This window comes from Pseudomonas sp. UBA6699, from assembly GCF_002454615.1.
GTDB lineage: Bacteria > Pseudomonadota > Gammaproteobacteria > Pseudomonadales > Pseudomonadaceae > Aquipseudomonas > Aquipseudomonas juntendi.
Genome location: NZ_DKJF01000102.1, coordinates 16,049 through 34,207, shown reverse-complemented (window position 1 = coordinate 34,207; position 18,159 = coordinate 16,049). Strand labels below are relative to the sequence as shown.

Genomic DNA, 18,159 nt, shown 5'->3' with positions numbered 1-18,159 from the left:
TACGGCACACTCGCCGCGCTGTGTCGAATTGCCCTACAAATCCAAGGAATCCACAGATGGCAACGCTACTGGTGCTTCACGGCCCCAACCTCAACCTGCTCGGTACTCGCGAGCCTGGCCACTACGGCGCCGTGACCCTGGCCCAGATCAACCAGGACCTGGAGCAACGTGCCCGCGCCGCAGGCCACCATCTGCAGTACCTGCAGAGCAATGCCGAATACGAATTGATCGACCGCATTCACGCGGCACGCAACGAGGGTGTGGACTTCATCCTGATCAATCCGGCTGCTTTCACCCACACGAGCGTCGCATTACGTGACGCATTGCTTGCGGTGAGCATCCCATTCATCGAAGTGCACCTGTCCAACGTGCACAAACGCGAACCGTTCCGTCACCACTCCTACTTTTCCGATGTGGCCGTAGGGGTGATCTGCGGCCTGGGCGCCAGCGGTTATCGCCTGGCCCTGGAGTCTGCACTGGAACAACTGGCTGCCAACGCACAGCCCAAATGATGAAAACCCCGGCCCCGATGGGCCGGGGTTCCAGAGAAACGTTCTAGATACGTTTTTGTATTTCGCCCCCTGACCGAACCTTTGGGAGTTGATGATTAATGGATATCCGTAAAGTCAAGAAACTGATCGAGCTGCTGGAAGAGTCTGGCATCGACGAGCTGGAGATCAAGGAAGGCGAAGAGTCGGTTCGTATCAGCCGTCACAGCAAGACCCCAGCTGCCCAGCAGTTCTACGCACCGGCCCCGATGGCTGCCGCCCCGGCCGCTGCTGCACCGGTCGCCGCTGCTGCGCCAGCCGCCGAAGCCGCTGCTGCTGCCCCGGCGCTGAAAGGCACCGTGGTCCGTTCGCCAATGGTAGGTACCTTCTACCGCAAACCTTCGCCGACCTCGCCGAACTTCGCTGAAGTTGGCCAGAGCGTGAAGAAGGGCGACACCCTGTGCATCGTCGAAGCCATGAAGATGATGAACCACATCGAAGCCGATGTTGGCGGTGTCATCGACGCCATCCTGGTAGAAGACGGCCAGCCGGTTGAGTTCGACCAGCCGCTGTTCACCATCGTTTGAATCGCGGAGAGCCAACGATGTCTGGGAAGCTCGAAAAAGTCCTGATCGCCAACCGCGGGGAAATTGCCCTGCGGATCCTGCGTGCCTGCAAAGAGCTGGGCATCAAGACCGTCGCCGTGCACTCCACTGCCGACCGTGAACTGATGCACCTGGGCCTGGCAGACGAGTCGGTCTGCATCGGCCCTGCATCGTCGAAGGATTCCTACCTGCATATCCCGGCGATCATCGCTGCCGCCGAAGTGACTGGCGCCACCGCGATTCACCCGGGTTACGGCTTCCTGGCGGAAAACGCCGATTTCGCCGAGCAGGTGGAAAAATCCGGTTTCGCCTTCATCGGCCCGAAAGCCGACACCATTCGCCTGATGGGCGACAAGGTTTCGGCCAAGGACGCGATGATCAAGTCGGGCGTACCGACCGTACCGGGCTCCGATGGCCCGCTGCCGGAAGACGAAGAAGTCGCCTTGGCAATCGCCCGTGACGTCGGCTACCCGGTGATCATCAAGGCCGCCGGTGGCGGTGGTGGTCGCGGTATGCGCGTGGTGCACAAGGAAGAGGACCTGATCGCCTCGGCCAAGCTCACCCGCACCGAAGCCGGTGCTGCCTTCGGCAACCCGATGGTCTACCTGGAAAAGTTCCTGACCAACCCACGCCACGTGGAAGTTCAGGTGCTGTCCGACGGCCAGGGCAACGCCATTCACCTGGGTGACCGTGACTGCTCGCTGCAGCGTCGCCACCAGAAGGTCCTGGAAGAAGCACCAGCCCCGGGTATCGATGAAAAGGCCCGCCAGGAAGTGTTCAAGCGCTGCGTCGATGCGTGCATCGAGATCGGCTACCGCGGTGCCGGTACGTTCGAATTCCTGTACGAAAACGGCCGCTTCTACTTCATCGAGATGAACACCCGGGTGCAGGTTGAACACCCTGTGTCGGAGATGGTCACCGGTATCGACATCGTCAAGGAGATGCTGAGCATCGCCGCTGGCAACAAGCTGTCGTTCCGCCAGGAAGACGTTGTCATCCGTGGCCACTCGCTGGAGTGCCGGATCAACGCCGAGGACCCGAAGAAGTTCATCCCGAGCCCAGGCAAGGTCAAGCACTTCCACGCCCCGGGTGGCAACGGCGTGCGCGTGGATTCGCACCTGTACAGCGGTTATTCGGTACCCCCGAACTACGACTCGCTGATCGGCAAGCTGATCACCTACGGCAAAGACCGCGATGAAGCCATGGCGCGCATGCGCAATGCCCTGGACGAGATCGTCGTCGACGGCATCAAGACCAACATCCCGCTGCACCGCGACCTGGTGCGTGATGAAGGTTTCTGCGAAGGCGGCGTCAACATTCACTACCTCGAGCACAAACTGGCCAACCAGGAGTGATCGTGTAGTGTGATGGACCAGAACCCCGGACTTGTGCCGGGGTTTTTTTTTGCTTAGCCAAGGCTCACACCCCCTGTAGGAGCGGCCTTGCGTCGCGAAAGGGCCGCGAAGCGGCCCCGGCAATATCTGCGGCGAAGCTGAGATCGTGGGGCCGCTGCGCGCCCCATCGCGACACAAGGCCGCTCCTACAGGGACCGCAGGTTACCCCTTCATCCGCGGCATCTCGATACGGTGCTCATGCACCCGCCGATACAGGGTAGCCCGCGAAATGCCCAACGCCCGCGCAGCATCGGCCGGCTTCCAGCGATGGCGAATCAGCGCATCCAGCAACAGTTGCCGCGCCGCGCACGACACCTCGCTTGCGACCGAGCCTACCGCCACACCCCGCACCTCCTGCGGCAAATCCTGCACCCGCACCTGCCCGGCCTCACTGACCGCACAGGCATAGCGCAACACCTGCCGCAGCTGGCGCAAATTGCCCGGCCAGCGATAAACCAGCAGCGCCTGCAAGGCATCGTCCGCCAGTACAACTTCGACGCCACAGGCCGCAGCCTCTTCGGCCAGCAATTGGTGAATCAGCCCCAACCGGTCCTCCCGCTCACGCAGCGGCGGCAACTCGAAGCGGGCATTGGCCAGGCGGAAGTACAAGTCTTCGCGGAAACGCCCGTCTTCTACCATTGCCGCCAGATCACGGTGGGTGGCACAGATCACCTGGATATCCACCCGCTCCCGCCGCGCCGCGCCCAGCGGCGCCACTTCGCCCTCGGCCAGCACCCGTAGCAACCGGGTTTGCAGGTTCAGCGGCATATCACCGATCTCGTCGAGGAACAACGTACCGCCGTGGGCCTGCTGCAACAGCCCTTGCATGCCTTTGCTGGAAGCACCGGTGAAAGCCCCCGCCACATAACCGAACAACTCGCTCTCGATCAGGCTCTCGGGGATGGCTGCACAGTTCAGGGTCACGAAGGGGCCGTCACAGCGCTGGCTCTGCTGGTGCAACTGACGGGCGAACACCTCCTTGCCGGCCCCGGTTTCACCCAGCACCAGCACGGCCAGGTTGCAGTCCTTGACACGGGTAGCCAAGCGCAGATGCTGTTCGATGCGGCTGTCCTGGGCCTGCTGCAGCGGTTGCGCCCGCTGGCGTTGCCGAGGGGCGCTGACCCGGCCGTACAAACCACCCAGGCCAGGCAGGCGCTGGGCCGACGACGCGCTGACCCGGCGTAGCTGGTCCATGTCGAACAGCTCGCCAATGTGCACCGGCAAACGGCCCAGGCGTTCGACCAGGCGCTGCCGGGCCAGGCTGTTGATGGCCTGCAGGCGACCATCGGCATCCCAGGCCAGCAGGTAATCAGGCTGGCTTTCCACATAGCCCGGCGTGCCATGGGCGCGCATCACCCAGTGGCCCTGGGCAGTGTGCATGAAAAAGGCGTTTTCGATGTCGCGAGCGGTTTGCTCGACCAGCTGACGGATCAGGTGCTGGCTGCGGCGGTCGTCCGGTGACTGCAAGGCCGACACATCCACCACCCCCAGCAACTCACCCAACGGGTCGAACACCGGGGCCGCCGTGCAGGTCAGGCCGATGAACGCCGCCCGGAAGTGGTCGCGCTTGTGCACCGTGACCGGGGCCTTGCTGGTGAGCACCGCCGCCACGCCACAGGTACCCTCCTCGCCCTCCGACCAGCAAGTGCCCAGGTACAGGCCGGCTTTGCGACAGTCGTTGCGAATGGCCGATTCGACCCGGTAGTCGATGGTGCGCCCTTGGGCGTCGGTCAGCAGCACGCAATAGTCGGCGCCCCGCACGCGCTCGTGCAGGCGGGCCACGGCGTCGCTGGCGATGCGCAGAAACAGCTGCGCGCGTTCACGGCACTCATTGAGCAGGCTTTGGGAAAGGATGCGCGGGCCCTGCTGGGAGGCGGGGTCCAGGCGGTACAGCTCCATGGAACGGCGCCATGAATCGAGGATCAGCGGCGGTACCGGCGCCTGTGGCAGGCGGTCGGCATTCTTCAGCACCCTGCTGACGCAATCGACATGGGCTCGGGAGTTCGCGGCAAGCATTCGGGCCCTCCGGTTCTCGTTGCTGTTTTTATCGTTGTTCGGCCATTAAGCGCTTGCGCGCCCGCTCCGACAAGCACTGTGTGGTTACCGGCTGGCTTGAGACGCAGCGTCTCAGCGTCTCGCCCAACGCGGCTGCGCACTGGCACCGCGCGTCTCGCCGTGCCCGCCCTGCAGCCGCCACCAAGGCAGGCCAAAGCGCTCTGCAACGGCCCCTTCGGCGCCCTTGGGCAAAGCTGGCACCGCCCTTGCTCCTGTCTTGGCAAACAAGAATACGAGGTGCGCCATGCCGCTACCCGCCCCGCTTGTCGGGATCATTGCCAACCCTGCCTCCGGCCGTGACCTGCGCCGCCTGACGGCCAGCGCCGGGCTCTATTCGAGCACCGACAAGGCTTCGGCAATCCAGCGCCTGCTGGCCGCCTTCGGCGCCACGGGCATCGGCCAGGTGCTGCTGCCCAGCGACATGACCGGCATCGCCGCCGCCGTGCTCAAGGCCAGCCACGGCCCGGCTGCGCTCGACCAGCACTGGCCAGCCATCGAAATACTCGACCTGCCGTTGTCGCAGACCGTAGCCGACACCCGCCTGGCCACCCGACGCATGGTCGAGCGCGGTGTGGCGCTGATCGCCGTGCTGGGGGGCGATGGCACCCACAAGGCCGTCGCCGCCGAGGCGCAAGATGTGCCACTGCTGACCCTCTCCACCGGCACCAACAATGCCTTCCCCGAACTGCGCGAGGCCACCAGCGCCGGCCTTGCCGGTGGCCTGCTGGCCACCGGCCGGGTACCGGCCAGCATTGGCCTGCGCCGCAACAAGCGCCTGGTGGTGACAGTGCCGCAGCAGCAACTGGCCGAATGGGCCCTGGTGGAAGTGGCAGTGTCACCGCAGCGTTTCATCGGCGCCCGCGCACTCAGCCGCCGCGAAGACCTTGCCGAAGTTTTCGCCTGCTTCGCCGAACCGCATGCCATCGGCCTGTCGGCGCTGTGTGGCCTGTGGTGCCCGGTGTCGCGCCAGGCCCCGCACGGCGCCTGGGTTCGCCTGGCACCCGGCGCTGAACAGGCACTGCTCGCGCCGCTGGCCCCCGGCCTGCTGCAAGCCTGTGGCATCACCGCCAGCGGCACGCTGCTGCCCGATGTTGCCCACCGCCTGAGCCTGGCCAGCGGCACCCTGGCCCTGGACGGCGAGCGCGAAATCGAATTCGCCGAACACGACACCCCCACCATCACCCTCGACCACCGCGGCCCGCTCAGTGTGGACGTCGAGGCCGTGCTGGCGCATGCCGCCCGTCACCACCTGCTGGCCGTGCCTCGCGGCCATCGACTGCACCCTGCAAACCCGTGTTGAGACAACCCCGGAGAACAACAACATGTCCAATCAACTCAGTACCGAACAACTGCTGCATGCCTATGAAGTGATGCGCACCATCCGCGCCTTTGAAGAACGCCTGCACGTGGAGTTCGCCACTGGCGAAATCCCCGGTTTCGTGCACCTCTACGCCGGCGAAGAGGCCTCGGCTGCCGGGGTCATGGCCCACCTGCGCGACAGCGACTGCATCGCCTCGACCCATCGCGGCCATGGCCATTGCATCGCCAAGGGCGTGGATGTGTACGGCATGATGGCCGAAATCTACGGCAAGAAGACCGGCGTATGCGGTGGCAAGGGTGGCTCGATGCACATTGCCGACCTGGAGAAAGGCATGCTTGGGGCCAACGGTATCGTCGGCGCCGGCGCCCCCCTGGTGGCCGGCGCGGCGCTGGCGGCCAAGCTCAAGGGGCGCGACGACGTGGCGGTGGCCTTCTTCGGCGACGGGGCCTCCAACGAAGGCGCGGTATTCGAAGCCATGAACATGGCGTCGATCATGAACCTGCCGTGCATCTTCGTCGCCGAGAACAATGGCTACGCCGAAGCCACCGCCTCCAACTGGTCGGTGGCCTGCGACCACATCGCCGACCGCGCGGCCGGCTTCGGCATGCCCGGGGTGACCATCGACGGCTTCGATTTCTTTGCCGTGTACGAGGCCGCCGGTGCGGCCATCGAACGCGCCCGTTCCGGGCAAGGCCCATCGCTGGTCGAGGTCAAGCTCAGCCGCTACTACGGCCATTTCGAGGGCGACGCGCAAACCTACCGCGCGGCGGATGAAGTCAAGAACCTGCGCGAATCGCGCGACTGCCTGATGCAGTTCCGCAACAAGACCACCCGCGCCGGCCTGCTCACGGCCCAGCAGCTGGACGCCATCGACGCACGCGTCGAGGACCTGATCGAAGACGCTGTGCGCCGCGCCAAGTCCGACCCCAAGCCACTGCCCGCCGACCTGCTCAGCGATGTCTACGTCGCCTACCCCTGAGCCGCGCATTACAAGAACAACAGGAGAACCACCATGGCAAGAAAGATCAGCTACCAGCAGGCCATCAACGAAGCACTGGCCCAGGAAATGCGCCGCGACGACAGTGTGTTCATCATTGGCGAGGACGTTGCCGGCGGTGCCGGGGCGCCCGGTGAGGAAGACGCCTGGGGTGGCGTGCTGGGCGTGACCAAGGGCCTGTACCACCAGTTCCCGGGCCGGGTACTGGACGCTCCCCTGTCGGAAATCGGCTACGTCGGCGCAGCGGTCGGTGCCGCCACCCAGGGCCTGCGCCCGGTGTGCGAGCTGATGTTCGTGGACTTCGCCGGCTGCTGCCTGGACCAGATACTCAACCAGGCCGCCAAGTTTCGCTACATGTTCGGCGGCAAGGCAGTCACCCCGCTGGTGATGCGCACCATGTACGGCGCAGGCCTGCGCGCAGCGGCCCAGCATTCGCAAATGCTCACCTCGCTGTGGACGCACATTCCAGGCCTGAAGGTGGTGTGCCCATCCTCGCCCTACGACGCCAAGGGGCTATTGATTCAGGCGATCCGCGACAACGACCCGGTGATCTTCTGCGAGCACAAGCTGCTCTACAGCATGCAGGGCGAGGTGCCGGAAGAGGTGTACACGGTCCCCTTCGGCGAAGCCAACTTCCTGCGTGATGGCGATGACGTGACCCTGGTCACCTACGGGCGCATGGTGCATGTAGCCCTGGAGGCCGCCAACAACCTGGCCCGCCAGGGCATCGACTGCGAAGTACTGGACCTGCGCACCACCAGCCCGCTGGACGAAGACAGCATTCTGGAGAGCGTGGAAAAAACCGGCCGCCTGGTAGTCATCGACGAAGCCAACCCGCGCTGCTCGATGGCCACCGATATCAGTGCCCTGGTGGCGCAGAAGGCTTTCGCTGCGCTCAAGGGCCCGATCGAGATGGTCACCGCACCGCACACCCCGGTACCGTTCTCCGACGCCCTGGAAGACCTGTACATCCCCGACGCGGCGAAGATCGAGGCCGCCGTGCGCAAAGTGATCGAAGCTGCAAGGAGTGCCGCATGAGCCAGAGCCAGATCCATACCCTGACCATGCCCAAGTGGGGCCTGTCGATGACCGAGGGCCGGGTAGACACCTGGCTCAAGCAGGAAGGCGACCCGATAACCAAAGGCGATGAGGTGCTGGACGTCGAGACCGACAAGATCAGCAGCAGTGTCGAGGCCCCGTTCAGCGGCGTGCTGCGCCGCCAGGTGGCCAAGCCGGATGAAACCCTGCCGGTGGGCGCGCTGCTGGCCGTGGTCGTGGAAGGCGAAGCCGAAGAGGCCGAGATCGATGCCGTGGTGCAGCGCTTCCAGGCCGAGTTCGTCGCCGAAGGCGGCGCCGACCAGGCCCAGGGCCCGGCCCCGCAAAAGGCTGAAGTGGGCGGCCGCCTGCTGCGCTGGTTCGAGCTGGGTGAAGGCGGCACGCCGTTGGTGCTGGTGCACGGCTTTGGCGGCGACCTTAACAACTGGCTGTTCAACCACCCGGCGCTGGCGGCCGAGCGGCGGGTGATCGCCCTTGATCTGCCGGGGCATGGCGAGTCGGCCAAGGCCCTGCAGCGCGGCGATCTGGATGAACTGAGCGAGAGCGTGCTGGCCCTGCTTGACCACCTGGGCATTGCCAAGGCGCACCTGGCGGGGCATTCGATGGGCGGTGCAGTCAGCCTGAACCTGGCGCGCCTGGCACCGCAGCGGGTGGCCAGCCTGAGCCTGGTGGCCAGTGCCGGCCTGGGTGAAGCGATCAACGGGCAATACCTGCAAGGCTTCGTCAGCGCAGCCAACCGCAATGCCCTGAAGCCACAGATGGTGCAGCTGTTCGCCGACCCGGCGCTGGTCACCCGGCAGATGCTGGAAGACATGCTCAGGTTCAAGCGCCTGGAAGGCGTTGACCAAGCCCTGCAGCAATTGGCTGCGGCACTGGCCGAAGGCGACCGCCAACGCCACGACCTGCGTGGCGTGCTGGGGCAGCACCCAGCGCTGGTGGTGTGGGGCGGCAAGGACGCGATCATCCCGGCCAGCCATGCCGAAGGGTTGGAGGCCGAAGTACTGGTGCTGCCCGAAGCCGGCCATATGGTGCAGATGGAGGCGGCCGACCAGGTCAACCAGCAATTGCTCGCATTCCTGCGCAAGCACTGAACCTATTCCGTGAGCCTGGAGAACAACCATGAATGACTTGAGCCACACCCACATGCGCGCTGCCGTATGGCATGGCCGCAACGACATTCGCGTAGAACAGGTCCCCCTGCCAGCCGACCCGGCGCCGGGCTGGGTGCAGATCAAGGTCGACTGGTGCGGCATTTGCGGCTCCGACCTGCATGAGTACGTCGCCGGGCCGGTATTCATCCCGGTCGAGGCGCCGCACCCGCTGACCGGCATCCAGGGCCAGTGCATCCTCGGCCACGAATTCTGTGGTCAGATCGCCAAACTGGGCGAAGGCGTCGAAGGCTTTGCCGTCGGTGACCCGGTGGCTGCAGACGCCTGCCAGCATTGCGGCACCTGCTACTACTGTACCCATGGCCTGTACAACATCTGTGAACGCCTGGCCTTCACCGGCCTTATGAACAACGGCGCCTTCGCCGAGTGGGTCAATGTGCCGGCGAACCTGCTGTACCGCTTGCCGCAGGGCTTTCCGGCAGAGGCTGGCGCGCTGATCGAGCCGCTGGCGGTGGGCATGCATGCGGTGAAGAAGGCCGGCAGCTTGCTGGGCCAGACCGTGGTGGTGGTGGGCGCCGGCACCATCGGCCTGTGCACCATCATGTGCGCCAAGGCAGCCGGTGCGGCGCAGGTGATTGCGCTGGAAATGTCATCTGCGCGCAAGGCCAAGGCCAGGGAAGTCGGCGCCAGTGTGGTGCTCGACCCGAGCCAGTGCGATGCCCTGGCAGAGATTCGCGCGCTTACCGGCGGCCTGGGGGCGGATGTGAGCTTCGAGTGCATCGGCAACAAGCACACGGCCAAGCTGGCCATCGACACCATCCGCAAGGCCGGCAAGTGCGTGCTGGTAGGCATTTTTGAAGAGCCCAGCGAATTCAACTTCTTCGAACTGGTATCCACCGAGAAGCAGGTGCTGGGGGCATTGGCGTACAACGGCGAATTTGCCGATGTCATTGCCTTTATTGCAGACGGGCGGCTGGACATTCGACCGCTGGTGACCGGGCGGATCGGGCTGGAGCAGATTGTCGAGCTGGGGTTTGAGGAACTGGTGAACAACAAGGAGGAAAACGTGAAGATCATCGTGTCACCAGGCGGGCATTGATTGCACCTCAACCTGTGGGAGCGAGCGTGCCCGCGAAGCCGACGACTCGGTAGATGGCACCGGCTTCGCCGGTGTTCGCGGGCACGCCCGCTCCCACAGTTATCGAACAAGGCTCAAGGGATGTAAGACATTTCTGAATCTGAAACCAAATGCTTCAGCTTGGATCATCTAGCGAATTATCCTACGAGCTTGTCGGAAGTCGCTCCATTGTCGGGGAAACACCTCAGGGATACCGTCACAGAGTCGCCATGTATGGTGGCCGGGCGTGAGAAACCCGAAGATGTGTGATTGCGGCATTTGTCATGGCAGCCGTGCGCGGGCAGGCTTCGGTCTGGCCGAGCTCACACGTCCTCGGGTTTCTCACCCCGTGCACGGTCGCCACCCTATCCCGTGAGAAAGGATGCAGTGGTGACTATTTCCTGAACCGACGTGTGAGTTGTGATCATGAAAAAGATTGTCCCCGATCCACCCAAAACACTGACTTCCCGCCCCTTCTACACCATCAACCAGGACATGCCCTCGGTCGACGCAGTAATCCACACCCTGCAGTTGATGGCCGGCATTGAAGACACCCTGGACGAGTACATCTGCGCCAATGCCGGTGAGCCGGGTATCAACATGCTGGTCAATGCGGTACATCACGTACAGATGACCAAGGTACTGGCCGAGTTGCTGTTACATCGCCAGACCGGGGATATCACCTGGCATTGAGGTTGAGCTGACTGGCTTCATCTCCGGTAAGCCCACAGGTACTGCACAAGACCAAGGGCCAGCACAAATCCTGTAGGAGCGGCCTTGTGTCGCGATGGGGCGCGAAGCGGCCCCGGCGATATCTGCGGCGAAGCTGAAATCGTGGGGCCGCTGCGCGGCCCATCGCGACGCAAGGCCGCTCCTACAGGGGTGTCCGTCAGCGCAGGCGCTCGCTGTTTCAGGATCCCAATCTGCGTCATAATCGGCAGACCTATTGCCCGGTTCTCGCCATGCGTCCACTGCTCCCCATTACCCTGGTCCTGCTGCTCGCCGCCTGTGGCGATGGCGAATCGTTGCTGCCGCCGGATGCCCGCCTGCCCGACGGTGGGCGCTACCGGGGCCAGGTGGTCGATGGCCTGCTGCAGGGTGAGGGGCGGATCGACTACCCCAACGGCAGCTGGTATGCCGGCACCTTCAAGGACGGCCAGTGGCATGGCCAGGGCGAATGGCATGGCCAGAACGGCGAGGTGTACCGCGGCCAGTTCGCCGCGGGGCTGTTCGAGGGGCTGGGCGACCTGACCACACCGGGCAGCCACTATGCCGGCACGTTCAAGCACGGCCGCCGCGATGGCGAAGGCACCCTCAAGCAAGCCGACCAAACCTACCGCGGCCAATTCAAGGACGACCTGTACGACGGCGCCGGCGAGCTGGTGCTGGCCGACGGCAGCCGTTACCAGGGCCTGTTCGCCAAGGGCAAGCCCAACGGCGCGGGGGTGCGCAGCGACGCCAGCGGTAACCGGTTCAGCGGCCATTTCAGCAATGGCCAACTGCAAGGCAGCGGCACCTACGACAGCGTCGATGGCGAGCAGTACATCGGCGAGTTCAAGGACAACCGTATTGAAGGCCGTGGCCGCTACGAGAGTGCCGATGGCGATGTTTGGATCGGCCAATTCAAGGACGGCTCGCTGATCGGCGAAGGTGAATTGCTGGGCAGCGACGGCAGCCATTACAAAGGCACGTTCGCCGACTGGCGGCTGTCTGGCCAAGGCAGCTTGCAACTGGCCGAGGGCAGCCAGTACGTAGGCGGCTTCCTCAACGATGCCTACAACGGCAAGGGGCGCCTGATCCTGCCCAACGGCAAGGTCGAAAGCGGCGTGTGGGCCAACGGGGTGCGCGTGCGCGACCAGCATGGCACGCTGCTGCCCGACCCGCTTGACCTGGCCCTGCTCAACCAGGGCCGGCTACTGCAACAGGCGCTGGCCGCAGTGCCGCGCTCGGCCCCGCCGATTCAGCTGTACAGCCTGGTGGTGGGCGGTGATGGGCAACAGAGTGTGTTCCTACGTGAAGCCGACTACGTCAGCAACATGCTCAAGGTACGCTTTGGCGCCCGCGGCCAGGTGACCCTGGTCAACCACCGCGACCACCTGGCCAACCGCCCCATGGCAACCCGCGAGAACCTCACCCGTGCCGCCCGCACCCTGGCCGAGCGCAGCGGCCCGGAAGACCTGGTGTTCATCTACCTCACCAGCCACGGCAGCGCAGACCACCAGCTGGTGCTCGACCAACCCCGCCTGCAACTGGCCGACTTGTCCGCCGACGAGCTGGCAACGGCCCTTGCGCCGCTGAAGGATCGCGACAAGGTCATTGTCATCTCGGCCTGCTATTCAGGGGGGTATATCGCCCCGCTGAAAGATGAGCGTACCCTGATCATGACTGCCGCACGCGCCGACCGTGTCTCCTTCGGTTGCTCGGAGGAAGCTGATTTCACCTACTTTGGCGAAGCCCTGTTCGCCCAGGCCCTGAACCAGACCGACGACCTGAAACAGGCGTTTGAACTGGCACGCGGCAGTGTTGCCGAAAGGGAACAAAGGGAAGGTTTCGACGCCTCTGAGCCTCAGTTGTGGGCGCCGCCGGCGGTGCTTGAGCATTGGCAGCAGCTGCGCCGGCAACAGGCCGAAGAAGCATTGCGCAACACGACCCAGGCCAAGGTGGGCGCACAGGCAAAAAACCCGGGCAACCACTAGACTTGGGTGTAACAAGGGAGAGACATCATGTACTTGACGCCTCAGCATGTCCTGCTTGCCGGTGCCACCGGCCTCACCGGTGAACACCTGCTCGACCGCCTGCTCAACGAGCCCACCATCACCCGCGTGCTGGCCCCGACCCGCCGGCCGTTGGCCGAACATCCGCACCTGGAAAACCCGGTGGGTGACCCGGCAGTGTTCCTGCCGCAGCTGGCCGGCAGGGTCGACGTTGCCTATTGCTGCCTGGGCACCACCCTCAAACAGGCCGGCTCCGAGTCGGCGTTCCGCGCGGTGGACCTGGACATGGTGGTGGCGTTCAGCAAACGGGCCCGGGAAATGGGCGCACGGCATTTGCTGGTGGTCAGTGCCTTGGGCGCCGACCCGAAATCATCGATTTTCTACAATCGGGTGAAGGGCGAGATGGAAGAGGCGCTCAAAGCGCAGGATTGGCCGCAACTCACCATCGTGCGGCCGTCTCTGCTGCTGGGCGAGCGCATCAAGCCGCGGCTGGCAGAGCAGTTGGTTTCACCGTTGTCCCGGCTGATTCCGGGCAAATACCGAGGGATCGAGGCCTGCACCCTGGCCCGTGCGCTATGGCGCCTGGCCCTTGAGGAAGAAGACGGGGTGCGGATCGTGGAGTCGGATGAACTGCGCAAGCTGGGCAAGAAGTAAGCCGCAAGCATTGCACGGTACCTGTGGGAGCGGCCTTGCGTCGCGAAAGGGCCGCGCAGCGGCCCCGGATTTCAGCTTTTGCACAAACATGGCTGGGGCCGCTTTGCGGCCCATTCGCGACGCAAGGCCGCTCCCACACCACAGGACCGTGCAACCCCTCACAGCCCCCCTGTGGCCTGGAAGCCTACACCGGCAGCAGTCAGCAAGGACAACGGCAGCAACAGGGTATCAAGCAGCATGCTCCCTGGCAGGTCCAGCCCCGGATAGCTCGGGGCTTGAGCCCCAAACCGATCCTGCGGGCAGCAACCACCGTTGATCACATACAGATCCAGACGCGTACCGGCATACACCACCGGCGCCCCCGGCTTGTTGGCATCCAGCGTGCGCACCGTGGCACAACCACTGAGCAACCCCAGCGCCAGCAAGCCGGCCAGCGCCCGTTTCAATCATCCACCCCGAAGTGGTGCTCGCCCCAACGCGGCAGCATGTCCTGGGGAATGTTCAGCAGGTTGAGAACACGCGCCACGACGAAGTCGACCAGGTCGTCGATGGTTTGCGGCTGGTGATAGAAGCCCGGCGCCGCCGGCAGAATCACCGCGCCCATCTGCGACAACTTGAGCATGTTCTCCAGGTGAATGGTGGAGAATGGCGCTTCGCGGGGCACCAGAATCAACTGGCGGCGCTCCTTGAGGGTCACGTCGGCTGCGCGCTCGATCAGGTTGTTGCAGGCCCCGGTGGCAATCGCCGACAAGGTGCCGGTGGAACACGGCACCACCACCATCGCTGCTGGCGCGCCCGAGCCCGAGGCCACTGGGGACATCCAGTCTTCCTTGCCATACACGCGGATCTGCCCATCGGCAGCACCGGTGTATTCGGTGAGAAAGGCCTGCATCGCCTGGGGCTTGGCCGGCAGCAGCACATCGGTCTCGGTGGCCATTACCAGTTGCGCCGCCTTGGAGATCAGAAAATGCACCTCGCGGTCCTCGCGCACCAGGCAATCGAGCAGGCGCAGGCCGTACTGGGCGCCTGAAGCGCCCGTCATGGCCAGGGTAACGCGTTCCGGCCCGTTCACTTCAGCGCCTCGGCCAGCTTGCCATGCAGGCCGCCGAAGCCGCCGTTGCTCATGATCACCACGTGGGTGCCCGGGCGGGCCTGGCCCTTGATGCGTTCGATGATCGCTTCGAGGCTGTCGGCAACCACACTCGGTACCTTGCACTGCGCAGCAGTAGCAGCGAGGTCCCAGCCCAGGTTGGCCGGCGCGTACCAAATCACTTGGTCGGCGTCGTTGACGCTTTCTGGCAGGCCATCGCGGTGTGCACCCAACTTCATCGAGTTGGAGCGCGGTTCGATTACCGCGATCACCGGCGCCTCGCCAACGCGCTTGCGCAGGCCGTCGAGGGTAGTAGCGATGGCAGTAGGATGGTGAGCGAAGTCATCGTAGATCGTCACGCCCTGCACTTCGGCAACCTTCTCCATGCGCCGCTTGACGCTCTTGAAGGCGCAGAGGCCCTCGATGCCCATGGCCGGCACCACGCCTACATGGCGGGCGGCTGCCAGGGTAGCCAGGGCGTTGGCGACGTTGTGCTGACCGGTCAGCGCCCAGTCCACCACGCCTTGCGCCTGGCCCTCGAACAGCACTTCGAAACGCGAGCCATCGGCGCTGAGCAGGCGGGCCTGCCACTGGCCACCTTCACCCGTGGTGTGTACCGGCGTCCAGCAGCCCATGCCGATGACCCGCTCCAGCGCTTGTTCGGTGGTCGGGTGGATGACCAGGCCTTCGCTGGGGATGGTGCGCACCAGGTGGTGGAACTGCCGCTCGATCGAGGCCAGGTCCGGGAAAATGTCTGCGTGATCGAACTCAAGGTTGTTGAGGATCGCAGTGCGCGGGTGGTAGTGCACGAACTTTGAACGCTTGTCGAAGAAGGCACTGTCGTACTCGTCGGCTTCGACCACGAAGAACGGCGTAGCCCCCAGGCGGGCCGACACCGAGAAGTTCTGCGGTACACCGCCAATCAGGAAGCCCGGGCTCATGCCGGCGTGCTCCAGCACCCAGGCCAGCATGCTGCTGGTGGTGGTCTTGCCGTGGGTACCGGCAACGGCCAGCACCCAACGGCCTTGCAGCACGTGGTCGGCCAGCCACTGCGGGCCGGAAACATAAGGCAGGCCCTTGTTCAGCACGTACTCAACCGCCGGGTTGCCGCGCGACATGGCGTTGCCGATCACCACCAGGTCGGGTGCCGGCTCCAGTTGAGCCGGGTCGTAGCCTTGGGTCAGCTCGATGCCCTGGGCTTCGAGCTGCGTGCTCATCGGCGGGTAGACGTTGGCGTCCGAACCGGTCACGCGATGGCCAAGCTCCTTGGCCAGCACTGCCAGCGAGCCCATGAAAGTGCCGCAAATACCGAGAATGTGAATATGCATGGTCGACCTCGCAAAACATCGAGGCAGGGTAGCCCAGGGCGCGACAAATCGCACCCGCTGTTTCGCTCAGTCGCCCCGGGTGATGCCGTGTTTGCGCAGTTTTCGATACAAGGTATTGCGGCTGATGCCCAAGTGTTCGGCGACACGGGTGAGGTGCCAGTGTTTTGCCTGCAGCACCTCAATGAGCGCTTGCCGTTCTGCGTCCTGCAACACCTCGATACCCTCACCTGGTCCATTGTCGGACCTGTGGGAGCGGGCGAGCCCGCGAACCGGGGCAACGCCCTCGCCTTGTGTCGACTGGGCAGACGGCTTCGCGGGCGCGCCCGCTCCCACAGACCCGGTGTGGCTGCGCACAATGGCAGGGAGATCCGGGAAAGTGATGCGGGCACCTTCGCAAAGCGCCACCAGGGTACGCAGCACGTTGCGCATCTGCCGCACGTTGCCCGGCCAGGCGAAGTCCAGCAGCGCCTGGCGCGCCCTCGGTTCGATGTCGATCAATTGGCCCTGCGCCTCCTGGCGCAGCAGGAAGTCCAGCAACTGCGCCTTGTCACTGCGCTCGCGTACGGCCGGCAATGCCACTTCCAGGCCGTTGAGGCGGTAATACAGGTCTTCACGGAAACTGCCCTGCTCGACCCGCTGCAGCAGGTCACGGTGGGTGGCGCTGACGATGCGCACGTCCACTGCCTGTGGCTCGCCGCCGATCGGCACTACCTGACGCTCCTCCAGCACGCGCAGCAGGCGTGTCTGCAGGGCCAGCGGCATGTCACCGATCTCGTCCAACAGCAAGGTGCCACCATCGGCTTGCAACAGCTTGCCGCGCATGCCTTCCTTGCGCGCACCGGTGAAGCTGCCACCGCGGTAGCCGAACAGCTCGCTCTCGATCAGGCTTTCAGGGATCGAGGCACAGTTGATGGCCACGAAGGGTTGGCTGCGGCGCTCACTGGCCTGGTGCACGGCCTGGGCAAAGGCCTCTTTGCCGCAGCCGGTCTCGCCGCGCAGCAGCAGTGGCACATCGCGCTCGAACACCCGCACACTGCGGCGGAAATCATTCTGCAACGCCGGGTCGAGCAGGCATACCAGCGGCTCTGCAGCACGCGTAGGCCGCGGCTGGGCCACGGGCACCGACCATACAGGCGCGCGCGCCTGCCCGCGCAGGCTGGCGAACACCTGGCGGCCGTCCAGGGTGCGCAGCGGCCAGGCCGTGCTGCCCCCGGGCGTGGCGCGGCCGAACAGCTCATCGTGGCTGCAGGCAAAAAACCGCTCCAACGGCTGGCCCAGCACACCACTGCGTACGCTGCCCAGCAGGTTCAGGGCGCTCTGGTTGGCCGCGCAGATCCGGCCATCACCGTCGAAGGCCAGCAGGCCCTCGCTGAACAGGCCAACCGACTCCGCCTGCAGGTGAAAACGCAGCAGCCACTGCTGCTCGAAATGGCGCAGGAAGTAGCAGCTTTCGATCATCTTGGCCGACAGGTTGACCAAGGCCATGGTATGGAACTGGCTTTGCCGTGAAACGTCGGGGCGTGCCGAGGATACGTCGAGCACCGCCAGCAACTCGCCATGGGGGTCGAACACCGGGCTGGCCGAGCACGTCAGCCCGGTGTGGCGGCCGCGGAAGTGCTCGTTCTGGTGGATGGTCAGCGCCTGGCGCTCGACCAGGCAGGTGCCGATGCCATTGGTGCCTTCACGCGCCTCGCTCCAGTCGGCGCCCAGCCACAGCCCGGCATGCTCGAAGCTGCGCCGCTCGCTGGCCGCGCTGACGCAATTGAGGATCACCCCGCGGGCATCGGTCAGCAACACCGCATGGCCGGCCCCGGAGAGCTGCTGGTGCAGGCTGTTCATTTCGTGGTCGGCGATCTGCAGCACCTGGCGCAAGCGCTCGCGGCTTTCCAGCAAGCGCCCGTGCTCGAGCACCACCGGCGCCTCGATCACCGTTGGGTCGAGGTGGTAGTCCTCCAGGCAACGCAACCAGGAGCGGGCAATGGAGGGGTCGCTGACGCCCTCGCCAGCACCACCATGGGCCACAGTGTGGACCTGCCGGGCATGGCGGCTGAAGTGATTGCTCTGCATTGTTGTAGTTCTCCGCAGATAGAGCGTGCCACCAGCATCCTCCACCGGCGAAGGCATTGCAATGCACCCACGGGTGACGTGTCGTGAACGGCACAAAATGTCACCCCCAGGCGTACCGCAACCGGCACAGGCTGGCTGCCAAGTGCCCGCCACACCCGCCCAAG

General features: G+C 64.8%; 16 protein-coding genes. 11 read left to right on the top strand and 5 right to left on the bottom strand.

All coding sequences use genetic code 11. The annotated features are described in order from the left end of the window. Positions 1 to 56 precede the first annotated feature (56 nt). From aroQ to accC, 3 genes are all read left to right on the top strand, one after another. Positions 57 to 512, top strand: coding sequence for a type II 3-dehydroquinate dehydratase (gene aroQ, locus B3361_RS19995; protein ID WP_003255330.1), 456 nt, complete (start codon positions 57 to 59; stop codon positions 510 to 512). A gap of 98 nt (positions 513 to 610) precedes the next feature. Further along, positions 611 to 1,075: an acetyl-CoA carboxylase biotin carboxyl carrier protein gene (gene accB, locus B3361_RS19990; RefSeq protein ID WP_029886935.1), complete on the top strand. Its 465-nt coding sequence runs from the start codon at positions 611 to 613 to the stop codon at positions 1,073 to 1,075. A 17-nt stretch (positions 1,076 to 1,092) separates the two neighbouring features. Then, positions 1,093 to 2,448, top strand: coding sequence for an acetyl-CoA carboxylase biotin carboxylase subunit (accC, locus tag B3361_RS19985; protein ID WP_054904351.1), 1,356 nt, complete (start codon positions 1,093 to 1,095; stop codon positions 2,446 to 2,448). Between the two features lie 201 nt (positions 2,449 to 2,649). Here accC and B3361_RS19980 read toward each other — a convergent pair whose 3' ends face one another. Next, on the bottom strand, positions 2,650 to 4,503 hold the full coding sequence (locus tag B3361_RS19980) for a sigma-54-dependent Fis family transcriptional regulator (RefSeq protein WP_054904352.1): 1,854 nt from the start codon (positions 4,501 to 4,503) through the stop codon (positions 2,650 to 2,652). 283 nt (positions 4,504 to 4,786) lie between these two features. Here B3361_RS19980 and B3361_RS19975 point away from each other — a divergent pair, with 283 nt between their 5' ends. The 8 genes from B3361_RS19975 (at position 4,787) to B3361_RS19940 (ending at position 13,510) form a co-directional block, all read left to right on the top strand. Further along, the gene (locus B3361_RS19975) at positions 4,787 to 5,842 is read left to right on the top strand and encodes an ATP-NAD kinase family protein (protein ID WP_047149809.1); all 1,056 of its coding nucleotides are present in this window, start codon (positions 4,787 to 4,789) and stop codon (positions 5,840 to 5,842) included. 22 nt (positions 5,843 to 5,864) lie between these two features. Beyond that, positions 5,865 to 6,842: a thiamine pyrophosphate-dependent dehydrogenase E1 component subunit alpha gene (locus B3361_RS19970; protein WP_029886938.1), complete on the top strand. Its 978-nt coding sequence runs from the start codon at positions 5,865 to 5,867 to the stop codon at positions 6,840 to 6,842. A gap of 33 nt (positions 6,843 to 6,875) precedes the next feature. After that, on the top strand, positions 6,876 to 7,898 hold the full coding sequence (locus B3361_RS19965) for an alpha-ketoacid dehydrogenase subunit beta (RefSeq protein WP_009685756.1): 1,023 nt from the start codon (positions 6,876 to 6,878) through the stop codon (positions 7,896 to 7,898). After that, the gene (locus B3361_RS19960) at positions 7,895 to 9,007 is read left to right on the top strand and encodes an acetoin dehydrogenase dihydrolipoyllysine-residue acetyltransferase subunit (RefSeq protein ID WP_054904353.1); all 1,113 of its coding nucleotides are present in this window, start codon (positions 7,895 to 7,897) and stop codon (positions 9,005 to 9,007) included. The genes B3361_RS19965 and B3361_RS19960 overlap by 4 nt, the downstream gene beginning before the upstream one ends. 52 nt (positions 9,008 to 9,059) lie before the next feature. Then, positions 9,060 to 10,124, top strand: coding sequence for a 2,3-butanediol dehydrogenase (locus B3361_RS19955; RefSeq protein ID WP_223809663.1), 1,065 nt, complete (start codon positions 9,060 to 9,062; stop codon positions 10,122 to 10,124). 444 nt (positions 10,125 to 10,568) lie between these two features. Next, a complete protein-coding gene (locus tag B3361_RS19950) occupies positions 10,569 to 10,835 on the top strand; it encodes a hypothetical protein (RefSeq protein WP_029886942.1) in 267 nt (88 codons plus the stop codon). Between the two features lie 269 nt (positions 10,836 to 11,104). Continuing rightward, a complete protein-coding gene (locus B3361_RS19945) occupies positions 11,105 to 12,838 on the top strand; it encodes a C13 family peptidase (protein ID WP_286920332.1) in 1,734 nt (577 codons plus the stop codon). A 27-nt stretch (positions 12,839 to 12,865) separates the two neighbouring features. After that, positions 12,866 to 13,510 (top strand): oxidoreductase, encoded by a 645-nt coding sequence (locus B3361_RS19940; protein WP_009685749.1) that lies wholly within the window; start codon positions 12,866 to 12,868, stop codon positions 13,508 to 13,510. A 158-nt stretch (positions 13,511 to 13,668) separates the two neighbouring features. Here B3361_RS19940 and B3361_RS19935 read toward each other — a convergent pair whose 3' ends face one another. From B3361_RS19935 to B3361_RS19920, 4 genes are all read right to left on the bottom strand, one after another. Continuing rightward, positions 13,669 to 13,956: a YceK/YidQ family lipoprotein gene (locus B3361_RS19935; protein WP_054904355.1), complete on the bottom strand. Its 288-nt coding sequence runs from the start codon at positions 13,954 to 13,956 to the stop codon at positions 13,669 to 13,671. Then, complete coding sequence (gene ubiX, locus B3361_RS19930; RefSeq protein WP_029886945.1) at positions 13,953 to 14,582, bottom strand: flavin prenyltransferase UbiX; 630 nt, start codon at positions 14,580 to 14,582, stop codon at positions 13,953 to 13,955. The genes B3361_RS19935 and ubiX overlap by 4 nt, the downstream gene beginning before the upstream one ends. Next, entirely contained in the window at positions 14,579 to 15,928 is a 1,350-nt protein-coding gene (gene mpl, locus B3361_RS19925) for a UDP-N-acetylmuramate:L-alanyl-gamma-D-glutamyl-meso-diaminopimelate ligase (protein ID WP_009685746.1), read from the bottom strand. The genes ubiX and mpl overlap by 4 nt, the downstream gene beginning before the upstream one ends. Before the next feature lie 66 nt (positions 15,929 to 15,994). After that, positions 15,995 to 17,995: a sigma-54-dependent Fis family transcriptional regulator gene (locus B3361_RS19920; RefSeq protein ID WP_054904356.1), complete on the bottom strand. Its 2,001-nt coding sequence runs from the start codon at positions 17,993 to 17,995 to the stop codon at positions 15,995 to 15,997. Between the last annotated feature and the right edge of the window lie 164 nt (positions 17,996 to 18,159).